The 14,289-nt window shown below is 49.9% G+C and carries 13 protein-coding genes; 11 read left to right on the top strand and 2 right to left on the bottom strand.

Annotated features, from left to right (window positions below; genetic code table 11):
* The first annotated feature begins 5 nt into the window (after positions 1-5).
* The 6 genes from mreC to ACN0IC_RS12255 all read left to right on the top strand — a co-directional run bounded on the left by mreC (position 6) and on the right by ACN0IC_RS12255 (position 6,918).
* Entirely contained in the window at positions 6-983 is a 978-nt protein-coding gene (mreC, locus tag ACN0IC_RS12280) for a rod shape-determining protein MreC (protein WP_416879075.1), read from the top strand.
* On the top strand, positions 983-1,504 hold the full coding sequence (locus ACN0IC_RS12275; protein ID WP_416879074.1) for a hypothetical protein: 522 nt from the start codon (positions 983-985) through the stop codon (positions 1,502-1,504). The genes mreC and ACN0IC_RS12275 overlap by 1 nt, the downstream gene beginning before the upstream one ends.
* A complete protein-coding gene (gene mrdA / locus ACN0IC_RS12270; RefSeq protein ID WP_416879073.1) occupies positions 1,504-3,390 on the top strand; it encodes a penicillin-binding protein 2 in 1,887 nt (628 codons plus the stop codon). The genes ACN0IC_RS12275 and mrdA overlap by 1 nt, the downstream gene beginning before the upstream one ends.
* Entirely contained in the window at positions 3,391-4,533 is a 1,143-nt protein-coding gene (gene rodA / locus ACN0IC_RS12265) for a rod shape-determining protein RodA (RefSeq protein WP_416879072.1), read from the top strand.
* A 163-nt stretch (positions 4,534-4,696) separates the two neighbouring features.
* A complete protein-coding gene (locus ACN0IC_RS12260; protein ID WP_416879071.1) occupies positions 4,697-6,115 on the top strand; it encodes a sodium-dependent transporter in 1,419 nt (472 codons plus the stop codon).
* A 170-nt stretch (positions 6,116-6,285) separates the two neighbouring features.
* The gene (locus ACN0IC_RS12255) at positions 6,286-6,918 is read left to right on the top strand and encodes a hypothetical protein (RefSeq protein ID WP_416879070.1); all 633 of its coding nucleotides are present in this window, start codon (positions 6,286-6,288) and stop codon (positions 6,916-6,918) included.
* Between the two features lie 41 nt (positions 6,919-6,959).
* On the opposite strand, the gene ACN0IC_RS12250 is transcribed toward ACN0IC_RS12255, so the two are convergent.
* A complete protein-coding gene (locus tag ACN0IC_RS12250; protein WP_416879069.1) occupies positions 6,960-7,940 on the bottom strand; it encodes a dipeptide epimerase in 981 nt (326 codons plus the stop codon).
* Positions 7,941-8,005: 65 nt separating this feature from the next.
* On the opposite strand from ACN0IC_RS12250, the gene ACN0IC_RS12245 reads away from it, so the two are divergent.
* From ACN0IC_RS12245 to ACN0IC_RS12230, 4 genes are read left to right on the top strand one after another with little or no spacing between them, the layout of a single operon-like run.
* On the top strand, positions 8,006-9,136 hold the full coding sequence (locus ACN0IC_RS12245) for an MlaE family ABC transporter permease (RefSeq protein WP_416879068.1): 1,131 nt from the start codon (positions 8,006-8,008) through the stop codon (positions 9,134-9,136).
* Entirely contained in the window at positions 9,136-9,945 is an 810-nt protein-coding gene (locus ACN0IC_RS12240; RefSeq protein ID WP_416879067.1) for an ABC transporter ATP-binding protein, read from the top strand. The genes ACN0IC_RS12245 and ACN0IC_RS12240 overlap by 1 nt, the downstream gene beginning before the upstream one ends.
* Positions 9,946-9,947: 2 nt before the next feature.
* Complete coding sequence (locus tag ACN0IC_RS12235) at positions 9,948-10,925, top strand: MlaD family protein (protein ID WP_416879066.1); 978 nt, start codon at positions 9,948-9,950, stop codon at positions 10,923-10,925.
* Positions 10,922-11,563, top strand: coding sequence for an ABC-type transport auxiliary lipoprotein family protein (locus ACN0IC_RS12230; protein WP_416879065.1), 642 nt, complete (start codon positions 10,922-10,924; stop codon positions 11,561-11,563). The genes ACN0IC_RS12235 and ACN0IC_RS12230 overlap by 4 nt, the downstream gene beginning before the upstream one ends.
* 19 nt (positions 11,564-11,582) lie before the next feature.
* Here the strand turns inward: ACN0IC_RS12230 and ACN0IC_RS12225 are convergent, their stop codons facing one another.
* Entirely contained in the window at positions 11,583-12,137 is a 555-nt protein-coding gene (locus ACN0IC_RS12225) for a DedA family protein (protein WP_416879064.1), read from the bottom strand.
* A gap of 219 nt (positions 12,138-12,356) precedes the next feature.
* On the opposite strand from ACN0IC_RS12225, the gene tig reads away from it, so the two are divergent.
* Positions 12,357-13,697 (top strand): trigger factor, encoded by a 1,341-nt coding sequence (gene tig / locus ACN0IC_RS12220; RefSeq protein ID WP_416879063.1) that lies wholly within the window; start codon positions 12,357-12,359, stop codon positions 13,695-13,697.
* The last annotated feature ends 592 nt before the right edge of the window (positions 13,698-14,289 follow it).

Raw genomic sequence — 14,289 nt, 5'->3', positions numbered from 1 at the left:
GGGCAATGCCTCGCACATCCTATTCTCATTTTGATAGCCATGACAGCGCCGCTGTCTACTGGGTGCTTCTTGTCGGAATTATAATCTCTATTACATTGATGGCCACTCAGGGACGGGACGCGCGTCTACGCCAAGCTGTTCAATCCCAATCTGATGAGATTGTATCGCCCCTGACATCACTTGTCTCTCAACCTATTCGGGCGACCGAAAATTTCTTTTACTCCCTCGCTGATCGCCAGAGGGCGTTTGAAGAAAACAAAGCTCTTCGAATAGAATTACAGGAACTAAGAGAGAAAATCGCAGGCTATGCTGTCATAGAAACGAAAATGCAGCGCTATGAGCAGATATTGGGTTCAAAAAATCGTACGGAAATTCCGCTTCGTAAGCTTGTTGCTCGAGCCGTTAATGATTTGAAGGGCCCTTTTGTGCGGGCCCTTCTGCTTAATGTCGGACAGAAAGACGGTGTAGAAATTGGACAAGCGGTAATGGCGCCGGAAGGACTCGTGGGTCATGTCATTCTCGTTGGATCAGATTCTTCCCGGGTGTTGCGATTGGATGATTTGAACAGCCGCATCCCTGTCATGAGTGAACGCAGTCAGGCTGTCGCTGTTCTGGCTGGGGATAATACGGATTTTCCAAAGCTCTTATTTATTGATGTGGGCATGGATTGGCAGGTTGGAGATCTAATCCTGACGTCAGGAGATGATGGTCGTTTGCCTCGAGGACTCGTTGTCGGAAATGTTGTCGAAGCTTCTGACGGCGAACTAAAGGCGGAACTGTCCGGGCTTAACAAGCCTCTGGACTGGGTTTGGGTCGCTCTGTTTTCACCCATAGAAACACCGGTTGCCGTCGAAAGCCCGACTGTTGAACTGGATAATGATGAGGTTCTTGCTCCGGAGAGGCGCCGGATCGAAGACGCCGAGCCATCTGAGACGGCTCAATCACAATCCTCGGCTACGTCGACCCCAGAGGAAGCCAATTGATGACATTTTTGGGCTCACAATCGGGGCTTCGGCAGGGACAGTTTTTTCAGGCTCTTTTCGCGGCGCTTTTACTGACGCTTCTGGGGACTTTGAACGTCAACATTATGAAGTTCAACATTTCCCTGTCCTGGTTGCCGCTTCTGGTTATCGCCCTTTGGCCGCATGGCGCTCCGCCAATCCGCTCAGTCATTGCTATTTTTTTACTCGGTCTCGCTCAGGACTGGCTACATATGGGCGTTCCCGGTCAGTGGGCCCTGACTTATTTGCTTGTCATATTTTTATTTCGCCCGTTTGAACGGCTGAAACCTCTGACTTTTGGCAAAGGGCTGCGGCTCTGGGTTGGGGCAATGTTAATAGCCGCCCTCGTATTAACGTTAAGTGGCCGGATTATTTTCAAGGATTGGCCATATTGGGGCGCCATTTTACAGCCCGCGCTGCTGGCGACGCTTGCCTTTCCCCTGTTTTGGATTTTACGAAATAGAATGCAGTCCTGGTTTAGTCGAAGGGAAGAGGCGCTATAATGGCGCGTAAATCCAAACTTACACATAAAAACAGCGCCGCTGAGCAAGCGGAGTCCGAAGCTGTCTTAACCCGCCGCACATTATTTCTAGGCGCAGGCGGTCTGGCTATGTTTGGCGTCTTGGGGGCAAGGCTTTATGATTTGCAGGTTCGCAAGGCAGAAAACTATATTGCCCTCTCGGAAAACAACCGTTTCAATTACAATATCATCCTGCCAAGCCGCGGCCGCATATTGGATCGCTATAGTGAACCATTGGCGGTCAACGAACCCAATTATAGAGTGGTGCTCATTCCGGAACGCTCTGATGATATTGACAAGGTTTTAAAACATGTGGGCGAGGTTATTGACCTCGACCCTAAGAATTTAAAACGTATTCATCAGGACATCAAAAACAATCCAAAATTTGTTTCTATTACCATCCAAGACAATGTTGATTGGAAAGCGTTCGCGGCGCTGAATATGAGAATGCATGACCTTCCAGGAATTGTTCCCGAAGTGGCTGAAGGTCGGGCCTACCCGAATGAAGGGATTTTTGCCCATACTTTAGGCTATATCGGCCGCGCCGGAGAAAAAGACGTTGCCGAAGACAAAGATCCACTTTTGCGCCAACCTACTTTTCGAATTGGCAAGACGGGGGTTGAGGCTGCTGTCGAAAAGCAGTTGCGCGGCGCATCGGGCAAATTGAAGGTAGAAGTGAACGCCGTCGGGCGAATTGTCAGGGAGTGGCCGGATCCGAAAGAGGCGGCAACGCCTGGCAAAGATGTCTACCTAACCCTGGATGCCCAGCTTCAAAAGTTTTCGGCAGAGCAGTTTCAAGATGATTCCGGCGGCATTTCAGTCATGGATTGCATGACGGGAGAGCTGCGAACCCTTCTATCCATGCCGAGTTTTGACGGCAATTTATTTGTGAACGGACTCACCCAGGCGGATATGGATCGTATGAATAGCGATCCAAAACGACCGCAATTCAATAAGGTTATCGGCGGAGGTTACCCGCCTGCTTCTACATTCAAAATGGCGGTGATGTTAGCAGCATTAGAGAGCGGGCTTATCGATCCGAAAAGACCGGTTTTCTGCGTCGGGAAAATGCGCCTTGGAAACCGTAACTTCCATTGCTGGAAACGGCAGGGGCACGGCGCAATGAATATGCGTGACGGTCTCAAAAATTCCTGTGACACCTATTTTTACGAAATTTCACAAATTATTGGGATTGACCGTATTGCGGATATGGCGCGCCGCCTTGGCCTTGGCCAAACGTATGACATCGGGATTAGCGGGAGTAATTCCGGAATTGTTCCGGACGGCGCTTGGAAACAGGCCCGTTTGGGGTCGGGTTGGCGGATGGGCGACACGCTGAATGCCTCTATCGGGCAAGGCTTTGTTCTGGCAACACCTTTACAACTCTCGGTCATGGCGGCGCGATTGGCAAATGCAAAACTCGCAGTGGAGCCTTCGCTTATCATCGGGCAGGGCATACCGCCTTTCAAGGCTCTCGACATTGATCCCGCAAATCTGGCTTTCGTCAGAGACGCTATGCACGCCGTATGTGAGGAACCGGGCGGAACGGCCTATAGATATGACAGTCTTCAATTAGGCGGAATTGAAATGGCCGGCAAAACCGGTACGGGTCAGGTCAGGGGGATTTCCGCCAGTGAACGGGCTACAGGCGTTCGGAAGAATAATGTCGTTCCATGGGAGCTTCGAGATCATTCTATTTTTGTGGGTTTCGCGCCTTATGAAAAGCCCCGATTTGCTGTTGCCACCATTGTTGAACATGGCGGCTCCGGTGCAGGGAGAGCCGCGGACATAACGCGGAATGTGCTTTCTGAGGCTCTTCGCCGTGACGGAATGGGCCCGAAACCTAAGAAAGAGGCTGCGGCGCTCTAAATGGTCGGTCTTCTCCCACTCGACTCATCTAAATTGAGCCTGAGGGCCAAGCTATATGAACTGAACTGGCTTCTACCCGTGCTGATTGCCATTATTGGAGCCATTGGAGTGGCAATGATTTTTGCCGCCACGGATGGTGTCTGGACGCAAGGCGCTGCACAGCACGCCATAAGGATCGGACTTGCGGGTTTACTCCTTTTGGTCATAGCGCTCATAGATGTCAAAGTCTGGTATACCCTTTCTTATCCTGCTTATTTCGGGGCTCTTATCCTCTTGATTGGTGTGGAATTTATGGGCGTCAGTGTAAACGGATCCCAGCGTTGGCTCGATTTGGGCATTATGAGGATTCAGCCTTCGGAAATCATGAAGCTTGCCATCGTTATGGCTTTGGCGCGCTATTACCATGATCTCTCCCGCTGGCGGGTTTCACATATTTCCGGCCTAACCGGAGCGCTGCTTCTTATTGCGGTTCCAATGGTTCTCATTCTTCATCAACCTGATTTAGGAACGACTCTTCTTCTTGGGGCGACAGGTGTCGCTATCGTTTTTTTAGCGGGGGTAAGTTGGCGCGTTATTGGTTTCGCTTCTTTGATAATGGCTGTGGGCTTGCCTTTATTTTTTCAATTCGGATTGAAAGAATATCAGAGGGACCGGATCTGGACTTTCCTCGATCCCTCCCGGGACCCAAGCGGGGCAAGTTATCACATCACGCAGTCCAAAATAGCGCTGGGGAGCGGCGGGATATCGGGAAAAGGCTTCATGCATGGCACCCAAAGGCAAGGGGATTATGTCCCAGAGAACCGAACGGATTTTGTTTTTACCGTGATAGGGGAGGAGTTCGGCCTGATCGGAAGTCTTATGACGATCGCGCTTTATATAGCCGTCATTGGTCTTTGCATTTATCTGGCTATGAAATGTAAATCTAGTTTCGCAAAGTTGTTGATACTCGGACTGACTACGACATTTACACTCTATATTTTCATCAATCTCGGTATGGTAATGGGGTTGCTTCCCGTGGTTGGCGTACCCCTTCCGCTGATCTCATATGGGGGCACAGTCGTTATGGCCGTAATGGCCGGCTTCGGTTTGATTTTGTCAGCGCATTTACACCGTAATAGCGAGCTACCCCGCAGCCGGCTTTGATTTAACGACGTTTATCTGACTGATTTTAGTGTTAAAAATGTGAATTAAGCCTCTTCTTTCACGCTCTTCGCTTGACCACAGGACGGATTTCCTTAATCACAGCATCATATTTGAATGCGCTCATAAGAAGCGACATCAATAGGGAACACAGAAGGGATTTCAAATGGCTTCAATTGCGGCTCCGGGCAAGGCTCAGTGGTCTTCACGTTTTGCATTTATTATGGCGGCCGTTGGCTCTTCAGTCGGCCTTGGGAACCTTTGGCGATTTTCTTCTGAAGCAGGGACAAATGGTGGGGGAGCATTCATTCTGATATATGTGCTCGCCGTTCTTTTTGTCTGCATTCCGGTTTTGATGAGCGAATATATGGTCGGCCGTTCTGGCAATGTGGCCAATGCCGTTGGGTCGGTTGACGACGTTGCACAACGATCGGGCCGTAGTCGCAATTGGCGTGGTGCAGGCTGGGTCGGCATGTTGGCCGGCTTCTTTATTGTGACATTTTACTGCGTTATCGCGGGCTGGGTTCTCAGGTACATCTTCTTCTTTTTATTGAACGATTTTGCAGGAATGTCCCCGGATGACGTAGCTGCGAGATTTATTGATTTTATAAGTAATCCGATTGCTGTTCTGCCGTGGTTTTTGGCATTTGCTTTGATCACAATCTGGCTTGTCAGCCGGGGCGTTAACGAAGGAATTGAGTGGGCCGCTAAAATGCTGATGCCGGCCTTTTTCGTACTTTTGGCGTGTTTGGCTGTTTTCGCGCTAGTTACCAATCTAAGCGATGGAGGTACGGCGGCTGCTCTTGAGTTTCTTTATGTCCCTGATTGGAATGAAATGATGACAAAGAACCCGGAGCTTTCTGAGGTTTTCAATGTCGGCAGTGTGGCGAACGCTGCGCTTGGGCAGGCATTCTTCTCCGTGAGTGTGGGCAGCGCGATTATGATCACCTACGGGTCTTACATACCAAATGACGTTTCCCTACCCAAAGCGGCTGCGACAGTCGCTATCATGGACTCACTGGTTGCGTTGATTGCTGGTTTGGCGATTTTCCCGATCGTCTTCGGGTCTGGTCTGTCAGAAAGCGCGGGCCCGGCACTCCTCTTCATAACCCTTCCAAATGCTTTTGAAGCGATGGGAGTCATTGGGCCAGTTGTGGGAGCTGCGTTCTTCTTCCTGGCGTTCTTCGCGGCAATTACTTCCTCCGTTTCGCTACTAGAGCCATCTGCAGCTTACGCGAGTGAAAAATTCAACATGTCTAAATCTAAAGCGGCCTGGGTAGTTGGCGGGTTGATGATCCTGATTGGTTTGATCTCTGTTTTTGGCGTTGGAGACGGGGGATCAACCCCAGCCCTGGATGCGATTGATGGGTTTACGGGTAAGGTCATGTTGCCTTTGGCAGGCTTCCTCATCGTGTTGTTCGTCGGCTGGAGAATGGACTCACGTATTGTACATGAGCAAATAAAAGGGGAAGGCGAGACGCTAGGAAATATTATATTTTTCCTTTGCCGCTGGGTCGCGCCGATATTTGTCGGTTTTGTGATGGTTACGTCGATTATGGCCTATATCCGCGGCTTAATAGGTTAATTCTTGGAAGGACTGTTATTTGTTTATTGCAGCGGCGTCCTTAGCGCCGTATGTAATTCTTAACAACTTTCTGGGCATAGATGGACGAATAGCCTCCAGATAGACTGTTGAGCGTAGGGCAATAAAATTAGAAATCAGCACAAATGTGCTGGGGATATTGGGACCTCTATATGCGCGATTTTTCTTCGCATAAATATATAGCCTGTCGTGCTTTAGCGGTTTCGACCTGTGTGTTGGTTTCAGCCTGTGCAACTGTTGATATGACGGATATGGCCTCTGCCAATTCCGGAAAAGAAACCCGTTCAATAGACGTCAATGTGGTCGAACGGGCGGCGGCTAAACTATATTCCGTTTTTACCAATCGTGGGTTCGTTGCAAAAGACTCCCGCAGTAAAATGCGCTCGGCAGCGCAAACACTCCTAAAGGGGTTAGAGAATAAGCCTCTTAATGAAGATGTAAATTACGCAAAGTCGGTTGCATCCCTGGAGGCTTTGGAGGCCGATATGGCGATGGCCAGAGGTTATGTTGATCAGACACGGCAAGCTGCAGAGATTTATCTGGCGATGGCTCCGGGGGATACTTCCTTACGAAAGGAGCTGGTGAGTTTGGAGAAATCCCTGATCGCGTCGAATGAGGCTCAGAAAACCTTTGCTCAAGCGTTGAGCTTTAAAGAACAAGGGAATGACAACCCAGAATATTTGCAATTTTCGGCTAGCGTCGACTTCTTACGACAAGCGACGGATGCATTTGGAGACAGAGTCCGGTCTGACGCTATAGCAGACGAACAGAATGTTGTTGGTTAGACTGTTCATTAATTCCATTCACAATACCCTAAGCCTGAAGTCTAACCCCAAAGTTCCGAAGGGGGCGGGAATACCTTTGGACCTTCATAGCGAAGGCCGTTGACGCAATCTTCCGCCAAGAGCAGCGGCCCGTCCAAATCCAGAATATCGGCAAAACTCTCCAGTATCAGCATAGGCGCCATAGCGATAGAGGAACCGACCATGCATCCTGCCATAATCTGAAAATCCATCTGTTTTGCCAGTTTCATCAAATTCAAAGCGGCGGTGAGACCTCCGCATTTATCCAATTTTACATTTATCGCTCGGTAACCCTGTTCACGGAGCTTTTCTAAGTCTGAAATCGATATTTCCTGCTGGCTATGAAGGCTTTCATCTGCGCAAATGACGGGAATAGAAGAGAAGGGTCGGGTCACATCAACCTTGGAAGAAACTGGCTGCTCCAGCATTAAAATAGCCTCATTGGGGATGGCTTGGATCAGAGCGTCCACACCGCTGCGACTCAGACCCTCATTCGCATCGATAATAAGGGAAGCGTCAGGACGAGTGTTCAGGACCGCCCGAACACAATCTACCGCGGAGTGCCCATCCACTTTGACTTTTAGCACGGGGTAATCCTCGGCTTTACGGGCGGCGTCTGCCATCTCGGACGGCGATTGTAGAGAAAGCGTATAAGCCGTAGTGCGCGGTTTTGGCTTTGGAAGGCCCAAAAGGTTGCTGACAGATTGACCGTATTGTTTGGAGGTAAGGTCCCATAGCGCGCAGTCGAGCGCATTGCGCGCCGGTCCAGGCGCAATAAGTGATTGAAGTTCTTCAACTTTCAATCCAGATTCTATGTCACCTCGGAGTGACTCAATCTGCTGCATCACGCTTTCCACCGTGTCGCCATAGCGTTCATAAGGGCGGCATTCCGCACGCCCAATCTGACTATTTTCAGATATCTCTACCCAGACCGTTGGTATCTTCGTCAGGCTAGAGCGTGAAATGGTAAACGCTCCTTTCACAGGCCACGATACTTTTCTCACAGATAATTGCCGCAAAACTGAACCTTTGCTTGACGGGGGCGCCGCTTGTTTGCACCTTGTTTCGGATGTCTGAAACCGAACAATACACACTTACAGAGCAGGGCCAAACACTGCTTGTGAAAGCACGTGGGGATTGGACGTTTGAAAACGCCAAAAAGCTGTATGAGAGCCTATCCGTTCGGTCGCCATCGAAAGATTTTAAAGATATTCGTTACGACTTCTCGGAAATGACTGAGCTCGACACGTCCGGAGCCTATCTATTGGCAAGATTTCTGGAAGGTCAGGATGAAAAAAGACTGAGCTGGAAAATTGAGAAAGGCACGAAAGGGCAGTTGACCCTGATGAAGGCAGCCTGTGAAGCTATCCGCGGCGCCCCGCCGCATCAAACGAGGCAATGGTATGACACGTTAATAAGGCTTGGCGTCGCAACGGAACGGTTTGGAAAAGAAGTTTGGGAAACATTGGCTTTTATCGGCCATTTTTTCTCTGTGACCGGGCGTCTTATCTTAACGCCGACTAAAATTCGCTGGAAGTCAGTTGTCGCTCTTATTGAAGAGATAGGTCTGGATGCGGCGCCGATCGTGATGGTGCTGAGTTTCTTTATCGGAGCTGTTATCGCTTATATGGGCGCGAATTTGCTCGCGTCTTTTGGGGCCAGCGTCTTCATGGTTGATTTAGTCGGTTTTTCTGTGCTTCGGGAGCTCGCCCCTATTATCACGGCTATATTGCTGGCGGGGCGATCAGATTCCGCTTTTACGGCGCAAATTGGGGCCATGAAAATGCGTCAGGAAATTGATGCCATGACGGTCATAGGTCTGGATACGTATGAAACCCTCGTCGTGCCCAGAGCAATTGCCTGTATTGTTGCCACCCCTATTTTGACCTTTCTCGCCATGATGAGCGGTATTTTCGGCGGTATGTTGGTGGCTTGGACTGGCGGAACGGATATTTCGCCCATCATGTTTATGGGCAGGTTTCGTGAAGCCATAGATTTAACGCAATTCGGAGTTGGGCTTGTCAAAACGCCTATCTTTGGACTTATCATTGCAATTATCGGCTGCCGTCAGGGCCTGGCTGTTACGGGAAGCGTTGAATCTCTCGGAGCCAGAACCACGACTAGCGTGGTTCAGGCAATTTTTGCTGTGATTGCCGTGGACGCTATGTTTGCAATTCTGTTTTATCAGTTGGGTGTTTGATGAAGACGCAAATTGACACGCAAGCTCCGCCCATGGAGGCGAGGGGAATACTGACGCAGTTCGGAACAAACGTCATCCACGAGAATCTCGACTTTCGTATCAATCGGGGAGAGATTGTCGGGCTTGTGGGGGGGTCAGGTACAGGTAAGTCTGTTCTGATGAATACTATGTTGGGACTGAAAGACCCTGACGGCGGAGTTGTCAGATATTTTGGGAAAGACCGGAAAAAATTGTCATTGGAAGACCGCAGAGCCATTAATAACGAGATAGGCGTCCTATTTCAGGGAGGGGCGCTTTTCTCCTCATTATCCGTCCGGCAGAATATTATCGTGCCTATGCGTGAGCATACAGACCTTTCAGAGGAGTTTATGTGCGAGTTGGCTGACATGAAAATACATATGGTTGGTCTCCCGCCTGAAGCGGCCAAGCTTTACCCCTCTGATCTGTCCGGAGGGATGAGAAAAAGGGCGGGTCTGGCCCGTTCTCTTGCCCTGGATCCGTCTCTTTTGTTTCTGGACGAGCCAACCGCAGGACTGGACCCGATAGGCGCTCACGCCTTTGATGAACTAATTCTGGGCCTCCGGGATGCGATGAATTTGACGGTTCTGATGGTCACACACGATTTGGACAGTCTCTATGCGATCTGTGACCGTGTGGCAGTTTTGGTTGATAAACATATTGCGATTGCCGATAAGCTTGAAGAGGTTCAACGATACGACCATCCTTGGGTAAAGGAATATTTCGGCGGACCCCGTTCCCGCGCAGCGATGGCGGCAGGCGGTAAATCAATAATGAAAGCGGCTGACTGAATATGGAAAATAAAGCCCATTATGCTCTGATTGGACTTTTTGTTCTGCTTTCCATGATCGCTGCCTTGGCGTTTATGGCGTGGCTTTCAAATGCGCAATTTGACCAACAATTTGATGAATATGAGGTCAGTTTTAGCGGACCTGTCAGAGGGCTGTCTCAGGGCAGTGAAGTCCGGTTTAATGGACTTAAGGTCGGGGAGGTACTTGGCCTGCGTCTTGACCCGAAGGATACCAATACGGTTCTTGCAGAAATTCAGGTGATCGCGGATACGCCAGTTGATACGAAAAGCTATGCCCGGCTTGAGCCTCTCGGATTGACGGGCCTGAGTTATATCCAAATTTTTTCGGGGGGAGAAGAATTTCCACTTTTGAAAGATTTGCCAGGGAAAGGTCCGAAGCGGATTGAAGGCCAGATGAGTCAACTGGATACCTTCCTCGATGGAGGCGGATCTGTGATTGAAAGCGCGGGTCGAGCTCTGAATGCTGTAAATGTGGTGCTTTCGGAAGACGCGGTTGAGGACTTCCACCAAATCCTCGAAAATATTCAAAGAATTACAGCGGATTTGAATACTTCAGAACTCGATATGGAACAGATAAACGGCATGTTTGCCTCCGTTGCTCAGGCTGCAGACAGAATCGCGGTTACGGCTGAGAGTATAACGGGCACGTCCAATTCTCTTAAAGGTGTAGTCGATAAAGATGTAAAAGAGTTGTTGGCCCGAACAGAACAAAGCCTTGATAATTTGGATACCGCTCTGGCCTCCTACGATAGCCTGGCTATTGAAAGTAATGAGTTGGTTGTGGATACTCGAGATGCCATTAACCGACTGTCAAATTCTGGTCTGACAGACCTTGAAGAAACAGTCGATGCCATCCGCCGTCTTGTCGAAACTCTTGGACGTGTTGCCGATGGTTTAGAGCAAAACCCGTCCCAATTCATTGTTGGGTCAGAGCGTGAAACAGTGGATATTCCTCAATGATAAATTCTTTCAGATATTCTGCTTCGGCTATTATCGGTCTTTCTGCGGCGGTGTTTATGAGCGCCTGTTCGATTTTACCGGAACCTGCTCCTGCAGATACAATTTATCGTCTGCCGGCAATGTCCGAATCTGTCACCAATGATCTCGATGCTGTTGTAATTCGTATTGATAGGCCGAGTGCCCCTATCGTGTTTCAAAACCGGGATGTTGTCGTTTCTCCAGATGGACAGCGTCTTGCCTCCGCCTCTCAGGCGAAATGGTCTGAAATTACCCCAATTCTGGTGCAAAACTCCTTTATTGAAGTCTTGTCTGCAAGGCCGGATATTATTGGGGTTCTGCCGTCATCAGGTGCCCGAACAGACACGCGCGTTCAGCTCTCGATCAAGAATTTCGAAGCTCAGTTTGACCAGGGGCCGAATTCTGCGCCCAAAGCTGTCGTCCGATATCTAGCAACATTTGCGGATGCGTCGGATCGGTCTTTTATAGGCACATTCGAGACCGTTAAAACAAAGAGAACGAAGGCGGCAACGGTCTCCTCAATCGTCGAGGCAATTTCTATCGCCAATCAAGAAGCGCTTTCAGATGTTGCAGATTGGTTGGCAACAGAATCCCGGTCTTATCAAGAGTCGAAAAGTTAGGCCGGCAAGCACTCCTTCTTTATTCTTTCAGCGGGTCAATTGCCCGATCACCTTTACGGTGTCGCCACCATATAACCGTGCCGAAAACTGTAATCAGAGTGAGGGCAGCTAAAGGCATTATGACTTCTAGCTTGTCCCCGACGGCTTTGCCAAGATAATGGCAGAGCGTGAAAACAACGATTGAATATAATGTGGCTGTAAATGCTATATAAAGACAGTATCTCAAATAGGAGACACTGAAATACCCGCAGGCGACATAAGCGGGAACCCGAGCCAAAGGTAAAAAGCGAGCGCCCAATAATGTAAAAAAGAGATGACGTTGCACCTTGTCCTGCAAGTTCGCGACATGTTTTTTTTCAGCAAAGGCTCTGGCATGGGGGTTTTTCAGGGCGGCCCACCCTATCCAGTATTTCCACACGTCAGACAAGATTAGGCCAATTAGAATCACAAAGAAAATTTCCGGAAAATGCTGGGGTTTTGAGGCCGAAAGTGTGGCAGCGGCCAGAACAGCCGCATCTTCCTGTACAAAGGGGCCTGCGGCAATGCCGAGATATAACAGCCAGCTGGGTTCCATCTTTATACAGTCTCTACTGGTCGGAGTTTAAGAAAGCCTATGAATGCTCTTTCTTCTAACGCTGAAAATAAGCTGGTTTCAAGCATAAGCTGCCATTGCAAGATGCGAGTCTCCGTGACATAAGGCGCGAAATTTTAACCCCTGACCCGGGGCGGCGAAGCTATGTGCCTTATGGCCGGCGGACCCGCACCCGACATTGACACAGGATGGATGTCCGTCATGCAAATCAAAGAAGTAAAAACCGAAGGCCTTAGCTACACCTATGCGGTGACAGTTCCCAAAGAGGACCTTTCCGCCAAGCTGGATGCCAAAATCAAGGAAATGCAGCCGCAAGTCTCTCTCAAAGGTTTCCGTCCCGGCAAGGTGCCGACCTCTCACATCAGAAAGATGTTCGGTCAGTCCATCATGAAAGACATCGTCGAAGAGACCGTCAATGAGACGTCCCAGCAAGCGATCAATGACAACAAAATCCGCCCGGCCGGTCAGCCAAAAATCGATCTTCGGGCCAATGGCGAAGATGTTACCAAAGGTAATGCGGATCTGGAATATCAACTGACGGTCGAATCGATTCCCGATTTCGAGCCGGTTGATCCGTCCACTTTGAAATTTACCCGTCTGAAATATGAATCCACCGATGCCGACGTGGAAGAGCGTCTGGCCGAACTGGGCAAAGGTCAGAAGACTTACAAGAAAAAAGCCAAAACGGCCAAAGCCAAAAAAGACGATGCGGTCCTGATCGACTTCGTCGGAACAATTGACGGCGAAGCTTTTGATGGCGGCGCCATGGAAGGTCACCAATTGGTCATCGGCTCCGGTAGCTTTATTCCCGGATTTGAAGAACAGCTCATCGGCGCCAAGGCTGGCGACGAGCTGGACGTAAAAGTCACGTTCCCCAAAGAATATCAGGCCGCTGATTTGGCAGGTAAAGAAGCTGTCTTTGCGACAAAAGTCCACGAAGTCCAGGGCGCGAAAGATGCAGAGATTGACGATGATTTTGCCAAGAACTTTGGTCTTGATGATCTGGACGCACTCAAGGACGCCGTCAAAAAGCAGTATGAGTCCGAACTCGACATGCAGTCTCGTATGAAGCTCAAGCGCGCCATTCTTGACGAGCTCGACAAAAAGCACAGCTTCGACCTTCCTCCAAACATGGTGGAAGCCGAGTTTGAAAACATCTGGAACCAGGTAAAGGCCGAAAAAGAAGCCGGGCAGCTGGACGAAGACGACGCCAAGAAGTCCGATAAGGAACTTGAAAAAGATTACCGCAAAATTGCCGAACGCCGCGTGCGCTTGGGTCTGGTGCTGGCTGAAATGGGCCAGAAAGCCGAAGTTCAAATCACCAATGAAGAGCTTCAGCAGGCCATGATCGCCGAAGCGCGTCAATATCCGGGACAAGAACAGCAAGTTGTTGAATTTTATCAGAAAAACCCGAATGCGATTGCGCAGCTTCGCGCCCCAATCTACGAAGAGAAGGTCGTTGATCTGATTATCGACAAGGCTGAAGTCAAAGACAAGAAGGTCGATAAAGAAGAGCTCTTCAAAGAAGACGAAATGATCTAGCGGTCTAACCGGACGCGGCTCAGGCTCAGCTTGGGCGCAAAACAAGACTTCCAAACCCGGCCTCATGGTCGGGTTTTTTGTTTCAGGTTTATGATGGAACCCTCGCTCAAGATAGGGAGCAGACTTTTCAACTTTGTCACACCGACGCAGGCAACGCCTGCCCGGTGCCGTTCCTTAAGCTTGGCCACTGAATACGCAAAAGACGTTCTGCGTTGAACCGACAAGGCACGTTACTGGGCGACCCAAGGGTCGCGTCGGTATGACAGGGTGGGAGCTTTCCCTTTATCCCTGTCATTCCGGGGCGCGAAGCGAACCCGGAAGGTCGAGAGGCTGAATGCCTCCGGTAAGTTAGCTCGCAACCTCTCGACCTTCCGCATCTGCGGCCTATCGGCCTTGTGCGGAATGACAGGAAAAATTGAATTGTGCATCGCCCAAGCGTTCCTTCCCGCTTGCCATCGAGGGCCAAGCCTTTTTCACGGTTTCCAGATAAAGTGGACAGCCCGCGGGGTCGGTATCCTTGCCGGAGACCGAAATTGGTAATGTTTCGCAAGGGACAAACCCCGCGGCGGCGGTTTATATCGCAGCGGCCTTG

The sequence above is a fragment of the Litorimonas sp. genome (assembly GCA_029936425.1).
In the GTDB taxonomy this organism is placed as follows: domain Bacteria; phylum Pseudomonadota; class Alphaproteobacteria; order Caulobacterales; family Maricaulaceae; genus Litorimonas.
This window is presented reverse-complemented; position numbering and strand designations above follow the sequence as displayed.

Bases quoted from the DNA above. Each gene is read 5' to 3' on its own strand.
- mreC (WP_416879075.1), top strand. From the start codon at position 6: ATGCCTCGCACATCCTATTCTCATTTTGATAGCCATGACAGCGCCGCT.
- ACN0IC_RS12275 (WP_416879074.1), top strand. From the start codon at position 983: ATGACATTTTTGGGCTCACAATCGGGGCTTCGGCAGGGACAGTTTTTT.
- mrdA (WP_416879073.1), top strand. From the start codon at position 1,504: ATGGCGCGTAAATCCAAACTTACACATAAAAACAGCGCCGCTGAGCAA.
- rodA (WP_416879072.1), top strand. From the start codon at position 3,391: ATGGTCGGTCTTCTCCCACTCGACTCATCTAAATTGAGCCTGAGGGCC.
- ACN0IC_RS12260 (WP_416879071.1), top strand. From the start codon at position 4,697: ATGGCTTCAATTGCGGCTCCGGGCAAGGCTCAGTGGTCTTCACGTTTT.
- ACN0IC_RS12255 (WP_416879070.1), top strand. From the start codon at position 6,286: ATGCGCGATTTTTCTTCGCATAAATATATAGCCTGTCGTGCTTTAGCG.
- ACN0IC_RS12245 (WP_416879068.1), top strand. From the start codon at position 8,006: ATGTCTGAAACCGAACAATACACACTTACAGAGCAGGGCCAAACACTG.
- ACN0IC_RS12240 (WP_416879067.1), top strand. From the start codon at position 9,136: ATGAAGACGCAAATTGACACGCAAGCTCCGCCCATGGAGGCGAGGGGA.
- ACN0IC_RS12235 (WP_416879066.1), top strand. From the start codon at position 9,948: ATGGAAAATAAAGCCCATTATGCTCTGATTGGACTTTTTGTTCTGCTT.
- ACN0IC_RS12230 (WP_416879065.1), top strand. From the start codon at position 10,922: ATGATAAATTCTTTCAGATATTCTGCTTCGGCTATTATCGGTCTTTCT.
- ACN0IC_RS12225 (WP_416879064.1), bottom strand. From the start codon at position 12,137: ATGGAACCCAGCTGGCTGTTATATCTCGGCATTGCCGCAGGCCCCTTT.
- tig (WP_416879063.1), top strand. From the start codon at position 12,357: ATGCAAATCAAAGAAGTAAAAACCGAAGGCCTTAGCTACACCTATGCG.